The sequence below is a fragment of the Streptomyces sp. NPDC037389 genome (assembly GCF_040636475.1).
Taxonomy (GTDB): Bacteria; Actinomycetota; Actinomycetes; order Streptomycetales; family Streptomycetaceae; genus Streptomyces; species Streptomyces hesseae.
Window position 1 is genome coordinate 243,421 of record NZ_JBEZUS010000008.1, and the last position, 25,796, is coordinate 269,216.

General features: G+C 73.5%; 23 protein-coding genes. 6 read left to right on the forward strand and 17 right to left on the reverse strand.

Going from position 1 to position 25,796, the window contains the following annotated elements; all coding sequences use genetic code 11:
* Positions 1–88: 88 nt before the first annotated feature.
* Entirely contained in the window at positions 89–1,702 is a 1,614-nt protein-coding gene (locus AB0E98_RS19860; RefSeq protein WP_361704165.1) for a peptide-N4-asparagine amidase, read from the forward strand.
* Between the two features lie 74 nt (positions 1,703–1,776).
* Here AB0E98_RS19860 and AB0E98_RS19865 read toward each other — a convergent pair whose 3' ends face one another.
* Positions 1,777–2,220 carry a MarR family transcriptional regulator gene (locus tag AB0E98_RS19865; RefSeq protein ID WP_361704167.1) on the reverse strand — a complete coding sequence of 148 codons (444 nt, stop codon included), beginning with the start codon at positions 2,218–2,220 and terminating at the stop codon, positions 1,777–1,779.
* A 157-nt stretch (positions 2,221–2,377) separates the two neighbouring features.
* Here AB0E98_RS19865 and AB0E98_RS19870 point away from each other — a divergent pair, with 157 nt between their 5' ends.
* A complete protein-coding gene (locus AB0E98_RS19870) occupies positions 2,378–4,174 on the forward strand; it encodes an ABC transporter ATP-binding protein (protein ID WP_361704168.1) in 1,797 nt (598 codons plus the stop codon).
* Between the two features lie 84 nt (positions 4,175–4,258).
* On the opposite strand, the gene AB0E98_RS19875 is transcribed toward AB0E98_RS19870, so the two are convergent.
* The 6 genes from AB0E98_RS19875 to AB0E98_RS19900 all read right to left on the reverse strand — a co-directional run bounded on the left by AB0E98_RS19875 (position 4,259) and on the right by AB0E98_RS19900 (position 10,958).
* Entirely contained in the window at positions 4,259–5,494 is a 1,236-nt protein-coding gene (locus AB0E98_RS19875; RefSeq protein ID WP_361704171.1) for an SGNH/GDSL hydrolase family protein, read from the reverse strand.
* 133 nt (positions 5,495–5,627) lie between these two features.
* Positions 5,628–6,797 (reverse strand): CaiB/BaiF CoA-transferase family protein, encoded by a 1,170-nt coding sequence (locus tag AB0E98_RS19880; protein WP_361704174.1) that lies wholly within the window; start codon positions 6,795–6,797, stop codon positions 5,628–5,630.
* Positions 6,798–6,856: 59 nt separating this feature from the next.
* On the reverse strand, positions 6,857–7,537 hold the full coding sequence (locus AB0E98_RS19885) for an LUD domain-containing protein (protein ID WP_361704176.1): 681 nt from the start codon (positions 7,535–7,537) through the stop codon (positions 6,857–6,859).
* Positions 7,534–9,003, reverse strand: a complete 1,470-nt coding sequence (locus tag AB0E98_RS19890) for a lactate utilization protein B (RefSeq protein WP_361704178.1) — start codon at positions 9,001–9,003, stop codon at positions 7,534–7,536. The genes AB0E98_RS19885 and AB0E98_RS19890 overlap by 4 nt, the downstream gene beginning before the upstream one ends.
* Positions 9,000–9,761 carry a (Fe-S)-binding protein gene (locus AB0E98_RS19895; protein ID WP_361704181.1) on the reverse strand — a complete coding sequence of 254 codons (762 nt, stop codon included), beginning with the start codon at positions 9,759–9,761 and terminating at the stop codon, positions 9,000–9,002. The genes AB0E98_RS19890 and AB0E98_RS19895 overlap by 4 nt, the downstream gene beginning before the upstream one ends.
* Before the next feature lie 60 nt (positions 9,762–9,821).
* Positions 9,822–10,958, reverse strand: a complete 1,137-nt coding sequence (locus tag AB0E98_RS19900) for an NAD(P)-binding domain-containing protein (protein ID WP_361704182.1) — start codon at positions 10,956–10,958, stop codon at positions 9,822–9,824.
* A 97-nt stretch (positions 10,959–11,055) separates the two neighbouring features.
* Here AB0E98_RS19900 and AB0E98_RS19905 point away from each other — a divergent pair, with 97 nt between their 5' ends.
* Positions 11,056–11,478, forward strand: a complete 423-nt coding sequence (locus AB0E98_RS19905) for a secondary thiamine-phosphate synthase enzyme YjbQ (protein WP_311612246.1) — start codon at positions 11,056–11,058, stop codon at positions 11,476–11,478.
* Between the two features lie 3 nt (positions 11,479–11,481).
* Here AB0E98_RS19905 and AB0E98_RS19910 read toward each other — a convergent pair whose 3' ends face one another.
* The 3 genes from AB0E98_RS19910 to AB0E98_RS19920 form a co-directional block, all read right to left on the reverse strand.
* The gene (locus AB0E98_RS19910) at positions 11,482–12,405 is read right to left on the reverse strand and encodes a serine hydrolase (RefSeq protein WP_361704184.1); all 924 of its coding nucleotides are present in this window, start codon (positions 12,403–12,405) and stop codon (positions 11,482–11,484) included.
* 84 nt (positions 12,406–12,489) lie between these two features.
* On the reverse strand, positions 12,490–13,203 hold the full coding sequence (locus tag AB0E98_RS19915) for an HAD family phosphatase (RefSeq protein WP_361704187.1): 714 nt from the start codon (positions 13,201–13,203) through the stop codon (positions 12,490–12,492).
* 34 nt (positions 13,204–13,237) lie between these two features.
* Positions 13,238–13,720 (reverse strand): Lrp/AsnC family transcriptional regulator, encoded by a 483-nt coding sequence (locus tag AB0E98_RS19920; RefSeq protein ID WP_361704189.1) that lies wholly within the window; start codon positions 13,718–13,720, stop codon positions 13,238–13,240.
* Positions 13,721–14,060: 340 nt separating this feature from the next.
* Between AB0E98_RS19920 and AB0E98_RS19925 the strand changes: the two genes are divergently transcribed.
* Both AB0E98_RS19925 and AB0E98_RS19930 read left to right on the forward strand, forming a co-directional pair.
* Complete coding sequence (locus tag AB0E98_RS19925) at positions 14,061–15,557, forward strand: FUSC family protein (RefSeq protein WP_361704191.1); 1,497 nt, start codon at positions 14,061–14,063, stop codon at positions 15,555–15,557.
* 177 nt (positions 15,558–15,734) lie between these two features.
* The gene (locus AB0E98_RS19930) at positions 15,735–16,793 is read left to right on the forward strand and encodes a lactonase family protein (RefSeq protein WP_361704193.1); all 1,059 of its coding nucleotides are present in this window, start codon (positions 15,735–15,737) and stop codon (positions 16,791–16,793) included.
* 244 nt (positions 16,794–17,037) lie between these two features.
* Here the strand turns inward: AB0E98_RS19930 and AB0E98_RS19935 are convergent, their stop codons facing one another.
* The 3 genes from AB0E98_RS19935 to AB0E98_RS19945 all read right to left on the reverse strand — a co-directional run bounded on the left by AB0E98_RS19935 (position 17,038) and on the right by AB0E98_RS19945 (position 19,853).
* Positions 17,038–17,988 (reverse strand): hypothetical protein, encoded by a 951-nt coding sequence (locus AB0E98_RS19935; RefSeq protein ID WP_361704195.1) that lies wholly within the window; start codon positions 17,986–17,988, stop codon positions 17,038–17,040.
* Between the two features lie 106 nt (positions 17,989–18,094).
* Positions 18,095–19,141, reverse strand: coding sequence for a BadF/BadG/BcrA/BcrD ATPase family protein (locus AB0E98_RS19940; protein WP_361704197.1), 1,047 nt, complete (start codon positions 19,139–19,141; stop codon positions 18,095–18,097).
* A gap of 34 nt (positions 19,142–19,175) precedes the next feature.
* On the reverse strand, positions 19,176–19,853 hold the full coding sequence (locus AB0E98_RS19945; RefSeq protein ID WP_361704199.1) for a uracil-DNA glycosylase: 678 nt from the start codon (positions 19,851–19,853) through the stop codon (positions 19,176–19,178).
* Between the two features lie 332 nt (positions 19,854–20,185).
* On the opposite strand from AB0E98_RS19945, the gene AB0E98_RS19950 reads away from it, so the two are divergent.
* Entirely contained in the window at positions 20,186–21,355 is a 1,170-nt protein-coding gene (locus tag AB0E98_RS19950; RefSeq protein ID WP_361704202.1) for a PP2C family protein-serine/threonine phosphatase, read from the forward strand.
* Between the two features lie 104 nt (positions 21,356–21,459).
* Here AB0E98_RS19950 and AB0E98_RS19955 read toward each other — a convergent pair whose 3' ends face one another.
* From AB0E98_RS19955 to AB0E98_RS19970, 4 genes are all read right to left on the reverse strand, one after another.
* On the reverse strand, positions 21,460–22,824 hold the full coding sequence (locus tag AB0E98_RS19955; protein ID WP_361704203.1) for an FAD-dependent oxidoreductase: 1,365 nt from the start codon (positions 22,822–22,824) through the stop codon (positions 21,460–21,462).
* 111 nt (positions 22,825–22,935) lie between these two features.
* Positions 22,936–23,553, reverse strand: a complete 618-nt coding sequence (locus tag AB0E98_RS19960; RefSeq protein ID WP_361704206.1) for a helix-turn-helix domain-containing protein — start codon at positions 23,551–23,553, stop codon at positions 22,936–22,938.
* 151 nt (positions 23,554–23,704) lie between these two features.
* Positions 23,705–24,577: an undecaprenyl-diphosphate phosphatase gene (locus AB0E98_RS19965; protein ID WP_361704209.1), complete on the reverse strand. Its 873-nt coding sequence runs from the start codon at positions 24,575–24,577 to the stop codon at positions 23,705–23,707.
* Between the two features lie 143 nt (positions 24,578–24,720).
* On the reverse strand, positions 24,721–25,467 hold the full coding sequence (locus tag AB0E98_RS19970; protein WP_361704212.1) for a TVP38/TMEM64 family protein: 747 nt from the start codon (positions 25,465–25,467) through the stop codon (positions 24,721–24,723).
* Positions 25,468–25,796: the final 329 nt, after the last annotated feature.

Below are 25,796 nucleotides of genomic sequence, written 5' to 3' on the forward strand. Positions count from 1 at the left end.
GGTTTTCCCACGCGGGGTGTCCGGCAACGGCCCATCAGACCGGCTTCGTACTGGTGCGCCACGCGGCGACGCGCTTCACTCCTGCCCCATGAGACGACTGTTCCTGGCGCTGTGCGCCGCGGCCACCGGACTGGCGCTGAGCGCCGGACCTGCCACGGCCGCCGCGCCCACCGAGTTCGGCACCGAATGGCACGATCCGATCACCGCCGGCCCTCCCGTGGCCACCCCTCGCACCACCTCCTGCACCGTGACCGTCGCGGAGACCGAATTCCGCGACTACACGCCCTACAAGAGCACCTACACGCCCCCCGAGCGCTGTGGTGACCGCTGGAACAAGGTCGTCCTCAGACTCGACGGCGCGGTGGCCGGACGGCAGTTCGACCGCCTCGGCTATCTCCGCATAGGCGGTGTCGAGGTGCTGCGCACCTCGACACCCGAACCCTCGCCCAAGGGCATCACCTGGCACGTCGAGAAGGACGTCACCCGCTACGCCCCCGCCCTGCGCACCCGGCAGCCCGTCGAGATGCTCATCGGTAACCTCGTCAACGAGACCTACACCGGCGCCATCAAGGTCAAGGCGACCCTGACCTTCTACAAGGCCGAGGGGCGAGTGAAGCCCGCCGGCACCCCGGACCGGGTCCTCACCCTCGACGGCGCGCAGAAGGCCGGCCAGGCCTACGAGGGCGCGCTGACCGTGCCGCGCAACAGCGAGCGCGTCGTGGCCGAGGTCTACGCGACCGGATCCGGCGGCGGCTGCGAGGAGTTCTGGTACCTCGCCGCGCCGGAGTCCGCGCCCTACTCCTGCAAGGCCAAGGACGGGCCCAACCGGGAGGTGCGCGTCTCGGTGGACGGCAGACTGGCCGGGATCGCCGCCCCCTACCCGACGGTGTGGACCGGCGGCTGGTCCAACCCCTTTTTGTGGTACGTGATCCCCGGCCCGCGCGCCTTCGACGTCCGGCCGGTGGAGTACGACCTCACGCCCTTCGCGGGGCAGCTGAACGACGGTAGACCGCACCGGATATCGGTCACGGTGGCCGGGGTGCCCGAGGGACAGAGCGGCTGGGACACCCCCGTCAACGTCCTGGTCTGGCAGGACGCCAAGGCGTCCGTGGTCACCGGCGCGGTCACCCGGTACCAGGAGGACGCCCCGCGCGGCGCTGCCGCCTATCAGCCCGGCGACCGGCACCGGGTGGCGGCGGACGCCACGCACGCGCTGACCGTCTCCGGCTATCTGAAGACCTCGCACGGGCGGGTCGCCACCACGGTCACCCGTCGGCTGGCCGCCACCTCGCTGCACCGCTGGAAGGACGGCGAGGCCACGGACGGGCTACGGGCCCGCTGGACGGACGACGAGACCGTCACGGTCGCCGGCCGCGGACCGGCCACGGTGAACACGGCCCACCGCGTCTACAGCATGGAGGGAGTCACCACCGTGGACCCCGACAACCGGCTGAACACCGTGCTGACCATGGGTGATCAGGCCGATCTGCGCGCCACGCGGGCGGGGAAGCAGCTCACCTGGAGCCGGCTGGACGACACCTACACCGGTAACGCGTCCTACATCCAGAACGTCCCCCGGGAGCAGCGCCACGCCACGGGAGTCTCCCGTGAGCGCTACCGCCTCCTGGGCCCCGGCGCGTGCTACGACCGCACCCTGGCCACGGTCCAGGGTCAGCTGACGGAGGACAGCCGGCGCTGCTGACCGGCCGCCCGAGAGGGAGGCGGGGGTGGGGCGTGGGCTCCACCCCCGCCTCCGTGTGGCGGATACGGAGGGGGTCAGGGGGTGGTGCGGCCCGGGCCCGTCAGCAGCTCGGCGAGCAGATCGCCCAGCACCTCGCGCTGGTCGTCGTCCAACGGGGCCAGGACGTCCTCCACCGCCGCGCGGCGGGCGTCCCGCAGGGCGCGCAGCGTGGAGCGGCCCTGATCGGTGAGCTCTATGCGGATCACCCGGCGGTTGGACGGGTCCGGCACCCGGCGCACCGCCCCATTGGTCTCCAGCGCGTCGACCAGGGTCGTCACCGCCCGGGGCACGACCTCCAGGTGCTCGGCCAGGTCCGCCATGCGCGGCGGTGCTTCGTAGTGCGCCACGGTGCGGAGCAGGCGCGACTGGGCGGGCGTGATGCCGACCGGGTCCAGATAGCGCTTCTGCGCGCGATGGAGCCTGCGGGTCAGCCTCAGCAGTTGCTCGGCGAGCTGGCCGGACGTGTCGGGGGCCGTCATGATCGCAATGTTATCAGGACAGCTTGCATTGTGAGTATAGGTAACAGTGAGCTATGCTCTGTTCGGAGCCGGAGGGTCATGGCGTATGAGCCGCCCGGCACCGTTCCGGCGTCACCGTGCCGTCCGCCTCCCGGACCCGACCTCGCTGAAGGAGCCCATGCCTCACGACACACTGGACTGGACACCACCTCCCGCAGATCCGGAGCGGCCCGCGCAGGTGCGGCGCATCCTCCGTCTCTTCCACCCGTACCGCGGCCGACTCGCGCTCGTAGCGCTGCTCGTCGCCGCCTCGTCGCTCGTCACCGTCGCCTCGCCATTCATGCTGCGCGCGGTCCTCGACGTCGCCATCCCTCAGGGTCGTATGGGCCTGCTGAGCCTGCTGGCCCTCGGCATGATCGCCGCGGCCGTCGTCAACAGCGTCTTCGGCGTGCTCCAGACCCTGATCTCCACCACCGTCGGCCAGCGCGTGATGCACGATCTGCGCACCGCGGTCTACGGGCGGCTCCAGGGCATGCCGCTGGCGTTCTTCACCCGGACCCGCACCGGCGAGGTGCAGTCCCGCATCGCCAACGACATCGGCGGGATGCAGGCCACCGTCACCTCCACCGCGACCTCGCTCGTCTCCAACCTGACCAGCGTCATCGCCACCGTCGTCGCGATGATCGCCCTGGACTGGCGGCTCACCGTCGTCTCCCTGCTCCTGCTGCCGGTCTTCGTCTGGATAGGCCGGCGCGTGGGCGACGAGCGCAAGAGGATCACCGCCGAGCGGCAGACGCAGATGGCCGTCATGGCCGCCATGGTCACCGAATCGCTCTCCGTCAGCGGCATCCTGCTCGGCCGCACCATGGGCCGGGCCGACTCCCTCACCAAGGCCTTCACCGAGGAGTCCGAGCGGCTCGTCGAGCTGGAAGTACGCACCAATATGGCGGGGCGCTGGCGCATGTCCACCATCGGCGTCGTCATGGCCGCCATGCCCGCCCTCATCTACTGGGCGGCCGGCATCGCCCTGCGGACCGGCGGACCGGACATCTCCCTCGGCACGCTCGTGGCCTTCGTCTCCCTCCAGCAGGGGCTCTTCCGGCCCACCGTCGCGCTGCTGTCCACCGGCGTGCAGGTGCAGACCTCCGTCGCCCTCTTCCAGCGGATCTTCGAATACCTCGACCTGCCCGTGGAGATCGCCGAGCCCGCGCACCCGGTGCGCCTGGAGAAGATCCGCGGCGAGGTCGCCTTCGAGAACGTCTCCTTCTCCTACGGCCCCGGCAGCGCGGCCCTCAGCGGCATCGACCTCGCCATCCCGGCCGGCGGCAGCCTGGCCGTCGTCGGACCCACCGGTTCGGGCAAGAGCACCCTGAGCTATCTCGTGCCCCGCCTCTACGACGTCACCGGCGGACGGGTCCTCATCGACGGCGAGGACGTGCGCGACCTCGACTTCGACACCCTCGCCCGGGCCGTCGGCGTCGTCTCCCAAGAGACCTACCTCTTCCACGCCTCCGTCGCCGACAACCTCCGCTTCGCCAAACCCGACGCCACGGACGAGGAGATCAGAGCCGCCGCCGAGGCCGCCCAGATCCACGACTACGTCGCCTCCCTGCCCGACGGCTACGACACCCTGGTCGGCGAGCGCGGCTACCGCTTCTCCGGAGGCGAGAAACAGCGCCTCGCCATCGCCCGTACGATCCTCCGCGACCCGCCCGTGCTCATCCTCGACGAGGCGACCAGCGCCCTGGACACCCATACCGAACACGCCGTCCAGCAGGCCCTCGACACCCTCTCCGCGGGGCGCACGACGATCACCATCGCGCACCGGCTCTCCACCGTCCGCCACGCCGACCAGATCATCGTCCTCGACGGCGGCCGGATCACCGAGCGCGGCACCCACCAGGAACTCCTCGCCGACGACGGGCGCTACGCCGCGCTGGTCCGGCGCGACATCCCCCTCGTGGCCAAGGTCTGACGCCGCGCGCGGGGCGGGCGGCGGCCGGGCCCTGGCCCGGCGCAGCCGGCCAGCCCGGCTGCGAGCCACCCCGCCGCCTGGGCCTCAGAGCGACCCGAGCGGCACGGCACCGGCCATCACGCGGTACCCCGCGTCATTGGGGTGCTTGTGATCCCCGCTGTCGTACGCGGGGTTGAGCGTCTCGATGTCGTCCGGTGTGGCCAGGGCCGCGGCGAAATCGGCCATCGCGTCGAAGACCCCGGACGTGCGGATCCACTCGTTGATCGCGACGCGCTTCGCCTCGGCCCGCGGCGTGTGGTACTCGGCGCCCTTGAACGGCAGGACCGTCCCTCCGATCACCTTGACGCCACGCCGGTGCGCGCGCTCGACGAGCTCCCCGTATCCGGCCGTCAGCTCGGCCACCGACACCTGCGGGTTGGGCCGGTAGGTGGGCAGATCCACCTCGCTGAACCCGATGTCGTTGAGTCCGACGAGGACGATCACCGAGCGGACGCCGGGCTTGTCGAGGACGTCCCGGTCGAAGCGGGCCGACGCCCGCTCGCCGTACCACGGCGAGTCGTTGAGCAGCAGATTGCCGCCGATGCCCGCGTTGAGCACGGCCCAGGAGTGGCCGGCGGCCCGGAGCCGCTCGGCGAGCGCGTCCGGGTAGCGCCGATCGGCGCCGGCGGTCGAGCCGAAGCCGTCGGTGAGGGAGTCGCCGAAGGCCACCACCGTCCCGGAGACATCGGAGGCGGGGGCGTCACCACCCGTCAGCTCCACGCCGGAGAGGTAGTACCACGAGTGGGTCCGCTCGACGAAGCCGTCGGCTCCGGCGTCGGCGGTCCGGTCGCCGGATGCCCTGAAGCTCGTGGCATAGGCCTGTGCGTGGAAGGTCGCCGGTCCCGTCGGGCCCGCGAAGTAGACGGTCACCGTGAGCGGGGAGAACGGTCCGACCGGCAGCTCCGCCAGGTCGCTCACGACCTCGCCGCCCGCCGGTATCAGCACCGACGGCGCCCCGTCGAAGGTCAGCGGCCGCAGGGTGCCGGGCCGGACGGCGGCCCCCTCGCCGGCCAGGGCGAGCGACGCGCCGTCCACGGTCAGCGGCCCCGTGCCATAGCGGTTCGACAGCCGGATCCGGGCCCCGGAGCCGCCGCCCGTCACCCGGACGACCTGACGCACCGACTGGCGGTCGAAACCGGTCTCCGCCCAGCTCTCCTCGAAACCGCTGCTCGGCCGCTGCACCGGGGCCGACCAGCCCGCCCGCCACCGGGCCCCCGTGTCCGCTCCGCCCGTCGCCCCGGCCCGTGCCGCCGTGTCGAGCCCCGCTGTCCGCACGACCATGGGTCGTCCCCCTTCTGGATGGGTCCGCCGGTTCCCCGGCGATCTTCCGCTTCGGGACAGAGCCTGCCGCCCCGGGACCGGCCCACCCAGCCCCCGGCTTCGCGTACGCACGGGGTGCCTACCACCGGCAGGGTCACCCTCGACGGGTGCTCGGCCCCTCCGGCTCCCCGAACTCCGCGCGGATCGCGGCCGTGTGCTCCCCGAGCGCGGGCACCGCGCCCATCACCGCCTCCCGGCCCGCCACCGTCACCGGAGGCAGCAGCCCGCGCAGCGGACCGGCGGGCGAGCCGAATTCCCGCCATCTGTCCCGCGCCGCCAGCTGGGGGTGCGTGGCGAACCCGGCGACCGTACGCAGCCGGGCGGCCGCGATGCCCGCCGCGTCGAGCAGGGCGAGGACACCCTCAGCCGTGTGCCCGGCGAAGCACTCCTCGATGACGGCCGTCAGCTGCTCGTCATGGGAGTGGCGCAGCGGATTGTCCGCGAAGCGCGGATCGTTCGCCAACTCCGGCCGTCGTAATACCCGTTCGCACAGCGTCCGCCACTCGCGGTCGTTCTGAACGCTGAGGAAGACCCGGGCGCCGTCGCCGCATCGGTAGTGGCCGTAGGGGGAGATGGACGGGTGCCGGGCCCCGGTGCGGGTCAGGGGCGGCCCGTCGTACGCCTCCGCATAGTACGGCTGTCCCATCCACTCGGCCAGGGCGTCGAAGAGGGAGAGGGACAGGGCGGAGCCCTCGCCGGTGCGTTCACGCTCGTAGAGGGCGGTCAGGATGCCCGTGAAGGCGTACATCCCTCCGGCGATGTCGGCGACGGATATCCCGGGCCGGGCGGGGGAGTCCGGGCTCCCGGTGAGTGAGACCAGTCCGGCCTCGCACTGCACCAGCAGGTCGTAGGCCTTGCGGTCACGGTACGGGCCGCTCGTGCCGTAGCCGGAGACGTCGCACGTGATCAGGCGGGGACAGTGGACCCGCAGGGGGCCGGGGGCCAGGCCCAGCCGGTCGGCGGCGCCGGGGCCGAGGTTCTGCACGAAGACGTCGGCGCGGGCGAGGAGCCGGTCGAGCAGCGCCCGGTCCGTGGCGTCCTTGAGGTCCAGGACCACGCTCTCCTTGCCCCGGTTGACCCAGACGAAATAGGCGGAGAGGCCCTTCACCCTGCGGTCGTAGTCCCGGGCGAAGTCGCCGCGCCCGGGGCGTTCGACCTTGATGACCCGGGCTCCCAGATCGGCGAGCTGACGGGTGGCGAAGGGGACCGCGACGGCCTGTTCGAGGGCGACGACCGTGATGCCGCGCAGGGGTGGTTCCGGCACGGTTCCTCCTTGGGAACGAGCACGGTTGAAACGAGCACGGTTGATAAGGGTGGGTGCTGTCAGGAGGACGGTTCCGGGCTCTCGACGAGGATCACCTCCAGAGCGCGCGGGCCGTGGACGCCCTCGACGCGGTCCAGTTCGATGTCGCTCGTCGCCGACGGGCCCGAGATCCAGGTCAGGGGCCGGACTGGGGAGAGACGTTCCAGGGCCCGCGGCACCGAGTCCACCACTTGCCCGGGGGCCCGGACCACGCACAGGTGGTGGTCGGGCACGAGGGTGATGCGGCGGCGGCCCTGGTCCGGGCCCGCGTCGAGGACCAGGGTGCCGGTCTCGGCGATCGCCAGCGCGCACCCGGTGACCACACTGTCCATGGCGTCCAGGTCGCGGGCCGTCAACCCAGGCCCGTCCACGACCCGTTCGGCGGCCGCCTCGGCCAGCCAGCCGTCCGGCAGACCGGCCGGTACGACGACCCGGCGGGCGCCGCGCCGGCGCAGCAGCTCCGCGAGCAGGGCGGGCAGCCCGGGCGGGTCCGTGCGGTGCACGACGGCCCGGTAGTCCGCCAGCCGTGCGGCGAGCAGGTCGACGGACTCGGTCGGCGTCCGTTCGCCGTGCGCCCGCAGATAATCCCGGGGAACCGGGTGATCGTCGGGGCGCTCGTGGCGCGGCACATCGGCCAGCGCGCGCCGTACGCGCCCCAGGACGCGCGCCCTGCTCGGGGAGTGTGCCGGGTCGCCGGTCATGGCCGCTCTCCCCGGGTGCGGGCCCACCAGTCGCGGAAGGACTCCTCGGGCACCTCCGGCAGCTCGCGGGTGTCCGACCAGGCGCGGCCCGGGCCCGGCAGCCGCCGGGGGTGGGCGCGGCGGGTCCGGGCGGCGAGGCGCTGGGCCCGGCGCAGCACGGCCGGGTGGTCGAAGGTCCAGCCGGCGGCGCGCATCGCGGCGCGCTCAAGGGCGTGGCGCTTCGCGGGCCTGATCACGGTGCGATTGCCGCGGACGGTGACGGGGCCGCCCTCCACGACCCGCTCCCGCAGATGGATCAGGACGTCGGGGATGTCGATGGCCACCGGGCACACCTCGTAGCAGGCGCCGCACAGGGACGAGGCGAAGGGGAGCGACTCCTCCAGCGGTGAGGCCAGGCCGCGCAGTTGCGGGGTGAGGATCGCGCCGATGGGCCCGGGGTAGGGCGAGCCGTAGGCGTGGCCGCCGGCGCGCTCGTAGACCGGGCAGACGTTGAGACAGGCCGAGCAGCGGATGCAGCGCAGGGCCTGGCGCCCGACCTCGTCGGCGAGGGTGTCGGTGCGGCCGTTGTCGAGCAGCACGAGGTGGAAGTCGCGGGGGCCGTCTTCGTCCGTGGTGCCCGTCCACATCGAGGTGTAGGGGTTCATGCGCTCGGCGGTGGAGGAGCGCGGCAGCAGTTGGAGGTAGATCTCCAGGTCCCGCCAGGCCGGTACGGTCTTCTCGATTCCGACCACGGAAATCAGGGTTTCGGGGAGCGTGAGGCACATACGGCCGTTGCCCTCGGACTCGACGACGACCAGGGTGCCGGTCTCGGCCACCATGAAGTTGGCGCCGGAGATGCCGACCTTGCACCGCAGGAACTTCTCGCGCAGGTGCAGCCGCGCGGCCTCGGCGAGGTCGGCGGGCCGGTCGGTGAGCCCTTCGGGGGCCGGGCGGCCCCAGTCGGCCATCCGGTCGCGGAAGATGTCGCGGATCTCCCGGCGGCCGCGGTGGATGGCCGGGACGAGGATGTGGGAGGGCAGGTCGTCGCCGAGCTGGACGATGAGCTCGGCGAGGTCGGTCTCGTAGGCGCGGATGCCCGCCTGTTCCAGGGCGGCGTTGAGGCCGGTCTCCTGGGTGACCATGGACTTGACCTTGACGACCTCGCGCTCGCCGGTGGCCCGTACGAGCTCGGTGACGATGCGGTTCGCCTCGTCGGCGTCGGCCGCCCAGTGGACCGTGCCCCCGGCGCGGGTGACGTTCTCCTCCAGCCGCAGCAGATAGTGGTCCAGGTGGCGCAGCGTGCGGTCCTTGACGGCCGCTCCGGCCGCCCGCAGCCGTTCCCAGTCCTCCAGTTCGGCCACGGCGGCGGCCCGTTTGGCGCGGATGGTGTGCGTGGCGTGCCGGAGGTTGGCACGCAGCGTGCCGTCCTGGGTCGACTCGGCGGCGGCGCGGGGGAAAGCGGGCATGCCCAGATACGTACGGCTCATGGCACGACTCCGTCCGTGCAGGCCAGGATCTCCGCCAGGTGGAGGGCGCGCACGGGGGAGCCGTCCCGGGCGAGGGTGCCGCCGATGTGCAGCAGGCAGGAGTTGTCGGCCGCGCAGACCGTCGCGGCGCCGGTCCGGTTGATCGACCGGGCCTTGTCGGCGCCCATGGCGGCGGAGACGGCCGCGTTCTTGACCGCGAACGTGCCGCCGAAGCCGCAGCACTCGTCGGCGCCTTCGAGCTCGCGCAGTTCGAGTCCCTCGACGTGCTCCAGCAACCGGCGCGGGCGGTCACGCAGGCCCAGCGCGCGCAGACCGTGGCAGGTGGGGTGGTAGGTGACGGTGTGGGGGAAGCGGGCGCCGACGTCGACGACGCCCAGTACGTCCACCAGGAACTCGGTGAGTTCATAGGTCCTGGGCGCCAGCCGCTCCACGGCGGCACGCAGCCGTGCCGCGTCGGCGGGGCGTCCCTCGGCGGCCGCGCGGGCGGCGATCCGGGGGTAGGCGTCCCGGACCATCGCGGCGCACGAGGCGGAGGGGGTGACGACGTACTCGTGATCGGCGAACGCGGCGGCGGTGCGCAGGAGCAGCGGCTCGGTGCTGTGGCGGTAGCCCGTGTTGTACAGGGGCTGGCCGCAGCAGCTCTGCGCCGGCGGGAAGTCGACGCGTACACCGAGCCGTTCGAGCAGTGTGACCACGGCTCGGCCGGTGTCCGGCCGTAGCGTGTCGTTGACGCAGGTGACGAACAGCCCTACGCGCATGACACCTCGGCCATCTCCTCGCGGTCGGTGACGCTCCGGCCAGTGATCGTCTTCGCCGCCTCATACTGCCGCAGCGAGCGCTCGCTGGGAAGAACCCGAAGAATCCGAAGAACCCGCCGCGTCCGGCAAGCCCTCCGTCAGGAGCTCCCCGATCTCGCGCACGGCGGCGCGCCCGGCGCGGTTGGCGCCGATGGTGCTCGCCGACGGCCCGTAGCCGACCAGGTGGACGCGGGGGTCGCGGACCGCGCGCGTGCCCTCGACCCGGATGCCGCCGCCCGGTTCGCGCAGCCCCAGCGGGGCGAGGTGGCCGAGGGCCGCCCGGAATCCGGTGGCCCACAGGATGACATCCGAGTCGACGGTCGTGCCGTCGGCCCAGGTCACACCGGTCGGTGTGACGCGGTCGAACACCGGCAGCCGGTCCAGGACCCCGCCCTTGAGGGCGCGTTCCATCGCGGCCGTCATCGGGAGCCCCGTCACCGACACGACGCTCCTGGGCGGGAGGCCCTCCCGCACCCGTCGCTCCACCATGGCGGCGGCGTCGCGTCCGCGCGCCTCGTCGAAGGGCCCGGCGCGGAACACCGGCGGCCGGCGCGTCACCCAGGTCGTGGCGGCCGCCACCTCGGCGATCTCCAGCAGGTGCTGCACCGCGGAGGTGCCGCCGCCGACGACCACGACCCGCAGCCCGGCGAAGGCGTCCGGCCCGGGGTAGTCCGCGGTGTGCAGCTGACGGCCCCGGAAGTCCTTCTGGCCGGGGTAGCGGGGCCAGAAGGGGCGGTCCCAGGTGCCGGTCGCGTTGATCAGGGCGCGGGCCGACCAGAACCCTTCGGACGTCTCCACCCGCAGCCGTCCGCCGTCGCCCTCGCGTACCGCGCGCACCTCGACCGGCCGGCGCACGCGCAGGCCGAAGGCGCGCTCGTAGTCCGCGAAGTAGTCGGCGATCACCTCCGAGGAGGGCCGTTCGTCGTCCGCGTCCGTCAGCTCCATGCCCGGCAGGGCGTGCATGCCGTGCACCTTGCCGTAGGTGAGGGACGGCCAGCGGAACTGCCAGGCGCCGCCCGGGCGCGGCGAGCGGTCCAGGACGACGAAGTCCCGCTCCGGCTGGTGTCCCGTGCGCCGCAGGTGGTAGGCGGCGGACAGACCCGCCTGCCCGGCGCCCACGACCACGGCCTCGACGTCCCGCACCCCGATTTCGTTCATGTTTCTACTAACTATCGGGGTGGACGATCCCTTCCCGGCGGGCGCCGGCCGGGGCTGCTGGTGCGACGGGGCGCGTCGTCCGTACGAAGATGGGCGCATGAGCGATACCTTCCGCACCCATGTCCTGGAGATCACCACCGGCCGTTCCGAGCGCGTGTACGACCTCACCGACCACTGCGAGGCGTTCCTGCGCGAGGCGGCCGGGGGTCGCGACGGCCTGCTCAATGTGTTTGTGCCCCACGCGACCGCCGGTGTGGCGGTGCTGGAGACGGGTGCGGGCAGCGACGACGACCTGCTGGCCGCGCTGCGGGACCTGCTGCCCGCGGACGACCGCTGGCGGCACCGGCACGGCAGCCGGGGCCACGGCCGCGACCACGTACTGCCGGCCCTGGTGCCGCCGCACGCGACCCTTCCGGTCATCGGCGGGCGGCTGGAGCTCGGAACCTGGCAGTCCGTGTGTCTGGTCGATACCAATGTGGACAATCCGGACCGCCAGGTGCGGCTGAGCTTCCTGGGCTGAGGATCAGTCCTTCTGCGCCGACTGCGGAAGCTGGCGCAGCTTCAGCGCGGTCTTCGTGCCGAAGGCCCAGTCGAGCATCCGCACGGCGTCCGGGTAGCGGTTCGTGGGGTCGTTGAGGATGACGCCCACGACCGTGCGGTCGCCGCGCCGGGCGGCGAAGACCAGGCACGGCCCGGCGGCCGTGCCGGTGCCGGTCTTTATGCCGATCGCGCCGTCGTAGGACCCGAGCAGCTTGTTGGTGTTGTCCCAGCGGTAGGTGCGATCGACGTTCACGGCCTTCTGGCTGGTGGTCGTCGTCTTGACCACCGTGGCGAGCGTGTCGTTGGTCAGCGCGTAGCGGGCCAGCGTCGCCGAGTCGCGCGGGGTGGTGTAGTTGTTCCCCTCGCTCGATATGCCGTCGAACGAGTCGTACCGGGTGTTCGCCATGCCGAGGTCCTCGGCCGTCTTGTTCATCTTGGCTATGAACTGCCGGGTACGGGCGGCCTCCGTGTTGCCCAGGCCGAAGGTGTCGGCGAGCGCGTACGCGGCGTCGCAGCCGGAGGGGAGCATCAGCCCGTACAGCAACTGGCGGACGGTCAGGGTGTCGCCCGTCCGCAGATCGGCGGTGCTGGCGCCATTGCGTTCCACGTAGTCGCGGTACGACTGCTTGATGGTGATCTGCTTGTCGAGGTCGAGGCCGCGCTTGTTGAGCACCGTGACCGCAGTCATGATCTTGGTGGTGCTGGCCATCTGCCGCTGGGTGTCGGCGTCCTTGCCCCACAGCGCCTGGTTCGCTCCGCTGTCGAGCAGGAACGCGCCCTGCGCGGCGATGTCGGACGGGCCGCCCTCGGCCTGGGCGGTCGCCGTGGGCAGCGCGATGGCCAGCGCGACCGCCGAGGCGATCGCGGCCGCGTATCGACGACGGACGGATCTGCTCCTGAGCTCCATGAATGAACCTTTTCCTCGTGAATCGGATAGGGCGTCCCGATGATCGCACCAGTGACTCCATGAGGAGAAAACGGAATGTCAGGTTCATTCCTGGCGGCCGTCGAAGACCCACGTGTAGGCCCGCGCGGCGTCGAACTCCGCCTGACCGCCCGGGAACAGCAGCCCCGCCGTGCCGAACGCCGGATCCGCTGCCACGGAGGGCGCGTACGGCACCCCCACGCACCGCATCCCCGCCCGGTGCGCCGCCTCGGCGCCCGGAGGGGCGTCCTCCACCACCACGCACCCCCCGGGCTCCGCGTCCAACCGCCGTGCCGCCTCCAGGAAGACGTCCGGCTCGGGCTTGCCGCGGGACACCTCCTCGACCGAGACCACCGCGGCGAAACGATCCGTCAGACCGACGCACTTCAGCACCGCTTCGATGGTCCGGAGCGAGGAGCCGGACGCCACGGCCAGCGGCACCCCGGCCGCGTACAGCCGCTCCACATACGCCCGCATCCGGGGGAACGCCTCGGTGCGCGTGCCCGCCAGCTCCAGATACGCGCGGTTCGTCTCGGCGAGCAGCTCGTCCACGGACACGTCGAGGCGGTACTCCCGGCGCAGGGTCTCCAGCGTCTCCCGCGTGCCGATGCCGACGAACCGCAGGTGGTCGTCCCAGCCGAAGTCGCGCACGCCGTGGCGGGCGAGCACGGACCGGCCCGACTCGAAATAGTTCGGCTCGCTGTCCACCAGCGTTCCGTCGAGATCGAAGATGACCGCGAGAGGCGAGGGCACGTCTGAAGTGATCACGCGCCCCAGCATGGCAGGGCCCCACAGAGCACCATGGGCCCAACGGTCAGGTGGAGCGCTGCGCCGCCCGCCCCACCGACTCCACCAGCGGCACCATCCGGTACGGCACCCGCTCGCGCAGCACCATCTCGGTCCGCGTGCGCACCACGCCGGGCAGCTGCACCAGCCGCTGGATCACATCCTCCAGATGCGCCGGGTCCCGCGCGACGACGCGCGCCATCAGATCACCGCCGCCCGTTATCGAGAACGCCTCGATGATCTCCGGCACGTCGCCGAGCTCGTTCGCCACGCTGTCCAGATGGCCCTGGGTGACCTCGATGTGGACGAACGCCAGCACCGGGTGGCCCAGCGCGGCGGGGGAGAGGCGGGGGCCGGTCCCGGTGATCACACCGTCGCGCTCCAGCCGGTCGAGCCGCGCCTGGAGCGTGCCGCGCGCGATCCCCAGCAGCCGCGCGTACTCCCGCGCGCTCGTCCGCGGCCGCTCCAGCAGCAGTCGCAGGATCCTGGCGTCCAGCGCGTCCACGGCCATGGGCCATCGGCTCCCTCGTGGTCGTTCGTCCCGGCCCGCACTGTACCAATGGCCCAGTCGCCCGGGGCGAAGCCGCTCGGTCCCCCGGAACGCGGCCATTGGCCCGCTCATGGCGCAGCTACCCGGCGTTCTACTGGGCCAATGGCTCAGTTTTTCTCGGCACTGTTGAGCCAACAGCCGAAGTGATGGTGTGATGGTCCGGTCGATGGCGCTGCGGATTCCCGCGGCGCCTTTTTCATGCCGGGTTTCCCCATGGCTCCGTGCCGGGACCCACGGCGGTTTCGCATCAGTTCGCAGCAGGACGTCGAAGGGGCGGTAATCAGTGCTGAAGAGGGCGTTCGTGGCACCCGATCCGGGCCTGGCCAGGCTGCGGACCGCCACCCGCGCCGTGCTGGGCGTGGGCCTCGCGGTCACCGTCGTGGCACTGTCCGGGCTGCCGCTGACGGCCTCCATCACCGGCGGGCTCGCGGCACTGCTCGCGCTGTTCACGGTCGCCGACCCGACCGTCCGCCGCCAGACGGTCACCACCGCCCTGCTGCCCGCCGTCGGCCTGCCGGTCCTCGCGCTGGCGACCGCCCTCCGCGGGCTGCCGCTCCTCCGGGACGCGGCCTTCCTCGCCGTCGTCTTCTGCGGGGTGTACGCCCGCCGCTGGGGCCCCCGGGGCAACGCCCTCGGGATCTTCGGCTTCATGATGTTCTTCGCGACGCAGTTCCTCCACGCCGTCCCCGCCCAGCTGCCGCACCTGTACGCGGCGGTGCTCCTGGGCTTGGCGGCCGCCGGCGGCGTCCGCTTCGTGGCCTGGCCCATCGAGCGGCGCACCCCGCCGCCCGCCGCCCCGGCACCCCTCGCCGTCCGGGGCCTCGCGCGCGCCACCACCCGGCAGGCCTTCCAGGCCGCCCTCGCCTGCGGCCTGGCCCTCGCCGTCGGCCAGCTGGTCTCCCAGGAGCGCTGGTACTGGGCCGTCGGCACGGCCTGGTGGATCTTCGTCAACACCGCCTCGCGCGGGGAGACCCTCGTCCGCGGCTTCCGCCGCGTCGTCGGCACCCTCGCGGGCATCGCCGCCGGCCTGCTCGTGGCCGTGCCCCTGCACGGCGCGCCCGCGCCCACCGCCGCCCTGGTCGCCCTCTGCGTCTTCGGGATCTTCTACACCGCCGCCCCCTCCTACAGCTGGATGATGTTCTTCGTGACCGTCATGGCCGGCCTGCTGTACGGGCTCCTCGGCGTGCTCCACCCCGGCCTGCTGGCACTGCGCTTCGAACAGACCCTCGTGGGCGCGGCGGGTGCGGTCGTCGCCGTCGCCGTCGTCCTGCCCGTCACCACGCACGCCGCCACCGACGCCTGGATCCAGCGGGCCCTGCTGGCCGTGCGCCACTGCACCGCCGAGTCCGCGCGCCGGCTGGCCGGCGACGAGACGGCCGACCCCGCCCCGCACGTCGCCGAGCTGGAGCTCCTCCTGACCAAGGTGCGGGTCTCCCTCGCCCCGCTGCTCCACCCGCTCAGCCCGTTGCGGGCGCGTCGCGAGCGGGCCCTGGCGGTCCTCGCCCACCTCGACGACTGCGCCCGGCAGGCCCACGGCCTGGCGGAGGTCGCCGCTGATCCGGCCGCCTCCCACGACGCCCGGCTGACGGCCGCCTGCGACCGCGTCGAATCCGCGTTGCTGGCCCTGGCCGCCCCCGGCGAGACGCCCTGGGCCGCGGCCGGGCCCGGCGCCGCCCCGCACCACCACCCCGGTGCCGAGACCGCCCTCGCCCACCTGCGCGACCTGGAGGCGTCCCTCGCCTCGCTGGCCGCACCGCTGCGGGAAGGCGCGCGAGGGGTCTTCGCCCCCGCCGCCTGAGCGGCCCCGCCCCCGGGCCCTCCCCGACGTACGGAGCCCCGGGCAGGCGGCGCGCGGAGCCGGGAACCGGCCGGTCGCGGCGTTGTCAGTGCCGCCGTGTAGCGTCGGAGCCACTGACAGTGATCCGGTGCTCGGCGGGCCACCACGGACCCGCCGGGCCGCGAGGGGGAGGACGGCATGGCGAACGGCAGCGAAGGACCCCGGCGCCGGTGGGCGTACATCGGCTCGTTCACCGAGGCGGGCGGCGCCGGCCTGACCGTCGCCGAGGTCGACGCCGTGACCGGCGCGCTCAGCCCCGTCCACGCCACCGACGCGGTCGTGAACCCGTCGTACCTCGCGCTCTCGCCCGGCGGCGACGTGCTCTACGCGGTCAGCGAGACCGACGAGGGGGCCGTCGCCGCGTTCTCCCTCGCGGATCCCGCGCGGCCCGCGCTCCTGGGCCCGCCCGTCCCCGTCCGGGGCGACGGGCCCACCCACCTCGCCACCGCCGGCCCGTGGCTGCTCACCGCCAACTACGGCTCCGGCAGCGTCAGCGCGCTGCCCGTCCGCGTGGGCGGGGCCCTGGGTGCCCCCTCGGCGGTGTTTCCGCACCAGGGCGGCGGCCCGGTGCCGGACCGTCAGGCCGGTCCGCACGCCCACGCCGTGGTGCCCGACCCCAGCGGGCGCTGGCTGCTCGCGACCGACCTGGGCACGGACTCGGTGTGGATCTACGGGACCGCCCCCGTCACCGGCGCCCCCGGCCCGCACGGGGAGGCCCGGCTGCGCCCCGGCAGCGGCCCCCGGCATCTGGTCTTCCATCCGCGCGGCGACCGCGCCTATGTCCTCAACGAGCTGGAGCCGACCGTCACCGTCTGCCGCTGGGACGGGTCGGCGGGGAAGCTCGAGCCCTTGGGCGAGACGCGTGTCGTACCGGCCGGGACGGAGGGGCCGACGTATCCGTCCGCTCCCGTGATCTCCGCCGACGGCCGCTTCCTGTGGGCGGCCAACCGGGGCCACGACAGCGTCGCCACGCTCTCCCTCGACCCCGCCGGCGATGAGCTCGTGCTGCTCGGCACCGTCGGCTGCGGCGGGCACTGGCCCCGTGACCTGGCCGCCGGCCCGGACGGGCGGGTGCTGTACGCGGCCAACGAGCGCTCCGGGGACGTCACCTGGTTCGCCGTCGACCCGGACACGGGCATACCGGCGCGGACGGGCTCGGCCGTGATCGCGGCGCCGTCCTGCGTGGTTTTCGCCTGAGCCGTGTTGTGCCGTGCCGTGCTGTGGCATGCACTGCCGGTGGTTCTTCGCGCGGAGGTTCTCGCTTGTGCGCGGAGGGCCTCGTCGCCGCCTCCGCGGTGCGATGGCCGCCGCCCGCCCCTTCGCACGGTTCCGGTGGCGGTGTGGCGCTTCACGCTGGGGAGGGGACGGACTGCGGGGCCGGAAACGCCGGGAGGGGCCTCCGGTGGCGGAGACCCCTCCCGTGGCGGCACGGGCGGCCGGGTTACCGGGCGGCCGGGGCGCCCTGCGCCGCCGGCAGCGTGATGCCGAGCGCGGCCGCATACGTGGCGAGGACGAGCTTGCCGACCGACGGGTACTCACCCAGCGGCTCGGCGGCGGCGCAGCCGGCCTCCTTCGCCGCCATGGCCGTGAGGGTCTCGTCGACCTCGGGGCCGATGAGGCACGGGGCCAGCGCCAGGTTCCGGGAGCCGGAGGAGCGCAGCTGGTCGGCGGCGCGGGCGACAGCGCCGTCCTCGTCCAGCGCGGCGGGCAGCACCGGCACCGCGAGACGGGCGGAGAGCAGCATGCCGGTGATGCCGGCGGACTGCACGGCCTCCTCGCCGCCGACCGTCGCCAGGACGATGCCGTCAGCGGCCGTTGCGACTGTGAACAGTCGGGCGCGGTCGGCGCGGGCCAGACCGGCCTCCGAGAGGCGGACGTGCAGGGCCTCCGCGAGCAGCGGGTGCGGGCCGAGCGCGTCGGTGAGCTCGCTGGCGCAGCCGCTGTTCAGTACGGCCTGGCGTATACGGCGGACGACGGCGCTGTCCGGCCCCGCCAGCAGCGGCACGACGACGGCGTCGGGCGCCTGCGCCCAGACGGCGGCGCCCTCCGGGCCCTCGGCGGCCTCGGCCTCGGCCATGCGGACGTCGCGCTGGGCGGAGGCGTGGCCGAGGACGGCGTCCAGGGCGGGGAAGCCGTCACCGGCGTCGCCGCTCTCGGCGACGTCCACGTAGCCGATGCGCGCGTCGAGGCCCGGAAGCTCCGAGCGGGCGATGCTCAGCAGCTCCTCGGCGAGACGGTGCGTGGTGATGTCGGGCGTCCCGGGCACGGCGAGTACCAGCGGGGGAGCGCCCGCCGGAGCGGCCGCGGGCTCCGGCCGCCGGTGCCGCCCGGGCTGGCGGGGACGCGGCATTCGTACTGGCAGGCCCGGCGTGGGCCCTGTGGGGGAGCTCATGGCGTTGCATGCTAGCCGTTCATACGACTCGTCCGTTTGGGTGGGGGTAAATGATCAAGGTCTGTCCGGCTTTATTCGGCGACTCATCCGTTGGGTGCGGATGTGATCAGCGAACGACGCGCAGTAGTGCGCCGTCCACCGGCAGTGCGAGAGTGTCCTCCGCCAGCGCCGTGGCCACGCGCAACGCCCCTGTGAGGGGGTCGCCCTGGGAGGTCGTCAGCCGGGCTCGCGGAAGTTGCTTTTGCAATTCCTCCTGGACGGGGGAGAGCAGGGCCTCGCCCATACGGAACAGCCCACCCGTCAGCGCCACCTCGGGTGCCGCCCCCGGGCCGGTCGCCGACGGACCCAACGACGACGGACCCATCGCCGACGGGCACGCCGCCGCGGCCGCCGCGGCGAGGTGGCGCGCGGCCTCCCGCAGGATGCCCGACGCGACCGGGTCGTCCGCCGCGCAGCGTCCCACCTCGGGGGCGAAGGAGGCCAGGACGGCGGGCCGGTCCGGCCGGGGGTAGAGCTTTCCGGGCAGTCCGCACGCCGGGCCGAAGACCGCCTCCAGACGGGCCAGCAGCGCCGGTGATCCGCCGACCCGCCCGTCGAAAGCGCGCATCGCCGCCTCCAGCCCGGCCCGTCCGATCCAGGCGCCGCCACCGCAGTCGCCCAGCAGATGGCCCCAGCCGTCGGCGCGCCGCCAGCGGCCCTCCGGGCCGAGGGAGGTGCCGAGCGCGATCACGCCCGTACCGGCGGCGACCACCACGCCCGGGCGCTGCCCCAGCGCGCCCGCGTACGCGGTCACGGCGTCGCTGGCCAGCGCCAGCCGCCGGGCGCCCAATTCGGCGCGCAGTACTCCGGGCAGCACGGCGTGGAGGTCGTCCCCCAGGGTCGTCATGCCGGCGGCCCCCACGCACACGGCGTCGCAGCCCGGTGACCCGGCCTCGTGGAGCAGCCGCCGGGCGGCGGGCAGCACCCGGTCGAGGAGGTCCGGCGCGTCGATGCCACGCCCGCCCGTGCCGACCGGCACGGGCGAGGACCAGATCAGCGCGGAGCCGCCGCCGTCCGCCGGGGCGAGGGCCACCCGCAGACCCGAGCCGCCCGAGTCGACGCCCAGGACCGTGCCCGCTCTGCCCCTGCTCGCCGTGCCGGTACGAAGCGACATGGCGCGCACCCTATCGCCCGGGCCCGGCCCCGCGTCAGGGCAGTCGCCAGTCGACCGGCGCCATGCCCTGCCGGGCGAGGAGGTCGTTGGTTTGGCTGAACGGACGCGAGCCGAAGAAGCCGCGGTCCGCCGACATGGGGGAGGGGTGCGCCGACTCCACGCACGGCACCCCGCCCAGCAGCGGCCGCAGATTGCGGGCGTCGCGCCCCCAGAGCACCGCCACCATCGGCTTGCCCCGGGACACCAGCGCGCGGATCGCCTGCTCGGTGACCTCTTCCCACCCCTTGCCCCGGTGGGCGGCGGGCTTGCGCGGGGCGGTGGTCAGCGCCCTGTTGAGCAGCAGCACCCCCTGCCGGGTCCACGGGGTGAGGTCGCCGTTGGACGGCCGGGGGAGCCCGATGTCCGTGTGCAGCTCACGGAATATGTTCTCCAGGCTGCCCGGGAGCGGGCGCACCTCCGGGGCGACGGAGAAGCTGAGGCCGACGGCGTGGCCGGGCGTGGGATAGGGGTCCTGACCCACGATCAGTACTCTGACGTCGTCGAACGGCTGCTGGAAGGCGCGCAGCACATTCGCGCCCGACGGCAGGTAGGTCCGGCCCGCCGCGACCTCGGCGCGCAGGAAGTCGCCCATGGCGGCGATCCGCCCGGCCACCGGCTCGAGCGCCTTGGCCCAGCCCGGTTCGACGATTTCGTTCAAGGGTCTCGCAGCCACGGCTGCCGTGCCTCCCTGTCCTTGTGTACGGACTGTCCTCGCAACGGTGTCGCTACATGCGGACGGTGTCGCTGTGTCGACGCTGTCGCGGTGGACGCCGGTGCGTGAGGCAAAGATCGTACGCGAGACGGGGGCGCCGCCCGGCGGGGATGCCGGGACGGGTAGCGCGGACCGGCCGGTGCGGCGGCGCCATGCGTCCTGCGGATTCACCCGGCGTGGTGCCCGGGACCCATCACCGGCTTGTCATCCTTTATGACTTAACCTCGGGCGGGCCTTGACGGGCCCTCCCCGTCCGACAGGCGCCCGGGCCGCGGGGAATGTAAGCAGGAAGCATGCGCCTTCAGCACCGCCTGCCGGACCCCGGCGAGTCGTGGCGCCCCAGCCGTGCGCTGATCGCGGTGCCGCTGGGGCTGATCGGCCTGATCGTGGCGGTGGACCTGCTGACCGCGCCCAATATCCACCTCGGCCCCCTGCTGGTCGTGGCCCCCACGATCACCGCGGTGTTCGCCGGCCCCCGGCTCACCGCCCTCATCGGCGCCCTCGCCGTGGCCGCCCAGATCCTCATCGGCGTCTTCCACGGCGGGCTGTGGACGTCCAACCACCAGGCGCAGATCATCGCGCTCGTGGTGATCACCCTGTTCGTCGTGGTCTTCCGCTCCGTCCACGAGGGCCACGAGAAGGCGCTCAGCCAGGCCCGCTGGGTGGCCGACGTCGCCCAGAAGGTCCTGCTCAGGCCGCTGCCGGCTCACCTGGGCCCGCTGCGGATCGCGTCGGTGTACATCGCGGCGGAGGCCGGGGCGCAGATCGGCGGCGACCTCTACGCGGCCGTACGCACCCCCCGGGGCGCCCGCGTGATGATCGGCGACGTACGGGGCAAGGGGCTGACGGCGGTCGGTGACGCGGCCCTGCTGCTCGGCGCCTACCGCGCGGCCGCCCACCGCGATCCACCGCTGCCCCGGCTGGTGGCGCACCTCCAGAACGCCGTCTACTCGGAGCCCGAGGAGCTCACCGGCGACACCTCGGCCGGGGAACGGTTCGTCACGGCCGCCGTCCTGGACATCCCCGACGACGAGCAGGTGCTCCGGCTCATCAATTGCGGCCACCCGCCGCCGATCCTGCTGCGCGACGGCGAGCCGACGGAACTGGCGGTACGGGACCCCGCCCTCCCCCTCGGGGTGGACGGCCGCGTCACCGAGGACGACTACGAGGCCGAGACCTTCCTTTACCGGGACGGCGACCTCCTGCTGCTCTACACGGACGGGGTCATCGAGACCCGTGACGCCGACGGCGTCTTCTACCCCCTCGCCGACCGGCTCCGGGCTTGGCGGGAAACCGATCCCCAGCGGCTCGCCCAGCGGCTGCACAGCGATCTGGTCGCCCACGCGGGCGGCTTCCTGGGCGACGACGTCGCCCTCGTCGCCATCGAACGCCGGCCCGTCCGGACGCCCCGCCGGCACGTTCCGCACGCCCCGCACGCCGGTCCGCCCGAACGGTCCGTGTGACGGTCCGCCTGGGCGTTCCACGAGTCGGCCCGTACGACGGCCGGTCCGACGGTGCTCACCCGACGCCCGCGCTCGACCGCCCCGCGGCGGAGTGCCGCAAGACGTCAGTTCACCGGCGTCCCGCTCGTCGAGCGCGCCGCCGTCAGCAGGCCCTCCCAGTCCGGGATCTTCACCGTGCCCCGGCCCAGCCGCCGCCCCAGCGCGGCCTCGGCCGCCTCGATGCCCAGCCAGCCCGGCCACTCCACCGGCTCCCCGCCGGCCGCGCGCAGCGCGGTGAGCGGGTCCTCGGCCGGCCGGCGTGCCAGGAGGGCCCGGGCGTCGGTGAGCAGCGCGCCCACGGTCTCCTTGGCGCAGGGGCGGTTGGTGCCGATGACACCGGTCGGCCCGCGTTTGATCCAGCCCGCGACGTACTCGCCGGGCGAGGGCGCCCCGTCCCGCAGCACGCGCCCCTGGTCGTGGGGGACGGTGCCGCGGTCCGGGTCGAACGGCAGCCCGGGGATGGGCACTCCGCGATATCCCACCGAGCGCAGGACCAGCCGCGCCTCGATCTCCTCGAACCGCCCGGTGCCCACGACGCCGCCGTTCCCGTCCGGCGCCGTCCGCTCGAAGCGCACCGCCCGTACGGCGTCGTCGCCCAGCAGGGCGACGGGCCGCAGGAAGAACCGCAGCCGGATCCGCCGCGGCCCGTCCGTCTCCGGCCGCCCGGACCACCCCCGCAGCACCTCCACATTGCGGCGGGCGGCCGCGGGCAGGGCGGAGGGGTCGGCCCAGGCGGGGTCCAGCGCGGCCTCGTCGGCCCGTACGTGGGCCCCGGCACCCGGCAGGGCGCCCAGTTCGCGCAGCTCCTTGGTGGTGAACCGGGCGTGGGCCGGGCCCCGCCGGCCCACCATGTGGATCTCCCGCACCCGGCTGGCGGCGAGCGCGGCCAGGGCCGCGTCCGGCACGTCGGTGGGCCGTAGGTCGTCCGCGTGGCGCGCCAGCACCCGCGCCACGTCGACGGCCACGTTGCCGACGCCGATGACGACGGCGGAGCGCGCCTCCAGCGCGAACCCGCCGGGCACGGCGTCGGGGTGGGCGCTGTACCAGGAGACGAAATCGGTCGCCGAGAAGCTGCCCGGCAGGTCCTCGCCGGGGATGCCCAGCCGCCGGTCGGTGGCCGCGCCCACGCAGTAGACCACCGCGTGGTAGAGCTCCAGCAGCCGACGCGGCGTCACCTCGCCCGGGCCGTTCCCCACCGCGACGTTGCCGAGGAAGGTCACCCCGGGCAGCTCCAGCGCGGTGCGGAGGTTGTTCTGAAGCGACTTGATCTTCTCGTGGTCCGGGGCGACGCCGTAGCGCACCAGCCCGTACGGGCAGGGCAGCCGGTCGAGCACGTCGACCCTGACTCCCGGCACCGTGTGCTGTTCCACCAGGGACTGGGCCGTGTAGACACCGCTCGGTCCCGATCCGACGACTGCGACGCGAAGCACAGGGGCTCCTTCCCGCGGGTGCGTCCAGGATCCCATCGACGGCCGTGTCACGGCAGGGGCAGAAGGGCCACACGGGTGCGATCGGAGGCGATCCCCGACCCCGGGGGGCCGTCAGACCCCGGGGGCCGGCGGCGGTTCGCCGGGCGGGAAGCCGAGCTCCCAGGCGAGCGCGTACCGCTGGAACAGCTCCGCGCGCAGCCGCTCGGCGGGCATCGGCGCCCCCGGCAGCAGGATCGCCACGACCGAGCCCATCAACAGGGCGCGCAACAGGCGGTAGTCGGTCTCCGGGTCGGCGGAGCCGTAGCGGGTCATGGTGTCGCGGAGCAGGGCGGCGAGGCGTTGCTGCTCGGGGCACTGGATGAAGCCCTCGGCGGTGAGGATGCCCGCCATGTGGGTGCGCATCAGCCGGGGCCGGTCCCGGGCGAGTCCCAGGACCGCGTCGATCGCGCGGGCCAGCAGGTCGTGCCCCTCGCGCGTGCGCGGCTCGCGCTCCAGGCAGGCGGCGAGCTCCAGGTGCATCAGCCGGTGCACGGCGGACTGGAGCAGCTGCCGCTTGCCGGGGAAGTAGTAGGAGACCAGCCCGCGCGCGGTGCCCGCCCGGTCCGCGATGTCCGCGAGGGTCGTCGCCTCGTAGCCCCGCTCGTCGACGAGTTCGACGGTCGCCCGCAGCAGGCGCTCGATGGAGCGGCGGCGCAATTCCTCGTTGACCGCCGGGCTGCGCGGAGACATTGCTTTTAACTCCTGCGTTGACTGGCTCCGAGCCAATATACTCAGGGGGTGGCCGGCTGTCCCTCCCGGCGGGCGGGACAGCGGCTCGTCCGCTGATGTCCGGGTCATGCGGGGGATGATCCGGACATCAGCGCTCGCGCGCGTCCGGTCGTCAGCCCGAGAGCTCCCCGGCGTGCGGGGCGAGGATGCCCGCGCCGCCGAGGGCGAAGAGCAGCAGCCCCAGCAGAATGCGGTAGATCACGAACGGCATGAAGCTCCTGCTCGAAATGAACCTCATGAACCATGCGATGACGGCGTATCCGACGACGAACGCGACGAGCGTCGCCAACAGCGTCGGCCCCCACGCCGTGTGCCCGTCGCCCGCGTCCTTGAGCTCGAAGAGCCCCGAGGCGAGCACCGCGGGCACGGCCAGCAGGAAGGAGTACCGGGCCGCCGCCTCGCGGGTGTAGCCGATCAGCAGACCGCCGCTGATCGTGGCGCCCGACCGGGAGACGCCCGGGACCAGGGCCATGGCCTGGCAGAAGCCGAAGACCAGGCCGTCCTTGACGTCGAGCTCCGTCAGCCCCTTGCGCGTGCGTACGGCCCGGTGGCGGCCGCCCGTCGCGTCGCGGGCCGCCAGCCGGTCGGCGACGCCCAGTACGACGCCCATCACCACGAGGGTCGTCGCGATCAGCCGGAGGTCCCGGAACGGGCCCGCGATGGCGTCCTTGAGCAGCAGCCCCAGCACGCCGATCGGGAGCGAGCCGACGATCACCAGCCAGCCCATCGTCGCGTCGTGGTCACGGCGGGCCCGGCGGTCGGTGAGCGAACGGAACCACGCGGAGACGATGCGCGCGATGTCCCGGCGGAAGTAGATGAGGACGGCGGCCTCGGTGCCTATCTGGGTGATCGCGGTGAACGCCGCGCCGGGGTCCGGCCAGTCCGCGAAGGCGGCGGTCAGCCGCAGATGGGCACTGGAGGAGATCGGCAGGAACTCGGTCAGTCCCTGTACGAGCCCGAGGACGAGGGATTCGAACCAGCTCATGAAGTCTGCGCCATCCAAAGCGGTGGTCGTGGCCTGGCCCGGAACGGTCCGCGCCGGCGCGGTGCCTTGATCCGGTGGGATGGTCGCAGAATGTCACGCCGAGTCGAACTGGTGTCTGTGGTACCGGCGTTCGTGCCGATAATTCACTCACTGGACGGGCGGGCGTCACCGGTGGTTCGCCCGCCCTGGTGCTCGTCCCGGCGCCCGCGCCGCCGCCAGGCCACGACGACCGCCGCCAGTCCGGTGACGGCGAGGAAGCCCGCCGCGCCGAGGAACACGGGGGACGTGGGGGACGCCGCGCGGCTGCCCGCTATGACGTAGGCGGCGGTGTTGGGCGCGCTCCCCAGGGCGGTGGCCAGCAGAAAGGGTGCCCAGCCCATCCGGGAGACCGCGGCGCAGTAGTTCACGCCGGCGAACGGCAGCCCGGGGAAGAGCCGCAGCGCCAGCATCGAGCGGAAGCCGTGGAGGCTCAGCTGCCGGTCGGCGGCCGTCAGCCATCGCCCCCGTACCAGCGGCCGCAGGGCGTCCTGCCCGAGCAGCCGGCCCAGGCCGAAGGAGAGCGCCGAGCCCAGTACCGTCCCCACCACGGCCGCCGTCGTGCCGAGCGGCGCGCCGAAGAGGGCGCCCGCCGCCAGGCTCAGCACCGGGCGCGGGACGAACGCCGCCGTGCACAGTCCGTACGCGCCGGCGAAGAGCACCAGTGCCGCCGCCCCGCCCGACAGCCGGTCCGGCCAGCCGCCCGTGAGCAGGCGCTCCGGATGGAGGAGCAGTACGGCCACGACGGCCCCGCCGACCAGCGCGACGAGCAGTCCCAGCCGGGCCCGCGGGGACAGCAGCGCACGGGCGCGGCGCTCGGCGGGGCCGGGGGGCGGCGCGGCGGTATCGAGCATCGAAGGAGCGTAACCGACGTGGCCGTATGGACGGTGTGATCTCGGTGAGAAGGCGCGGAAGCAGAAACGAACGATCGTTCTCGGCTCGCCCGGCCGGCCCGCCGGTGTGCGAGGAAAAGCAGCGGGAAGGGCCGGGATGAGCAGGGGAAAAGCATTCGACGGGCCCGGGACCGTGCGCGAGCATCGCGCTTGGGGGCCGTGGGCCGGTGCGGTCGGGAACCGGGACCGGGAACAGGGACGGGCGACGGTGCCGCCGCGGCGCCCCGTCCACCGAGTCCGGAAAGGTCCGGAGAGATCCGGAGCGCTTCCGCCAGAGCCCGGAGAGAAGG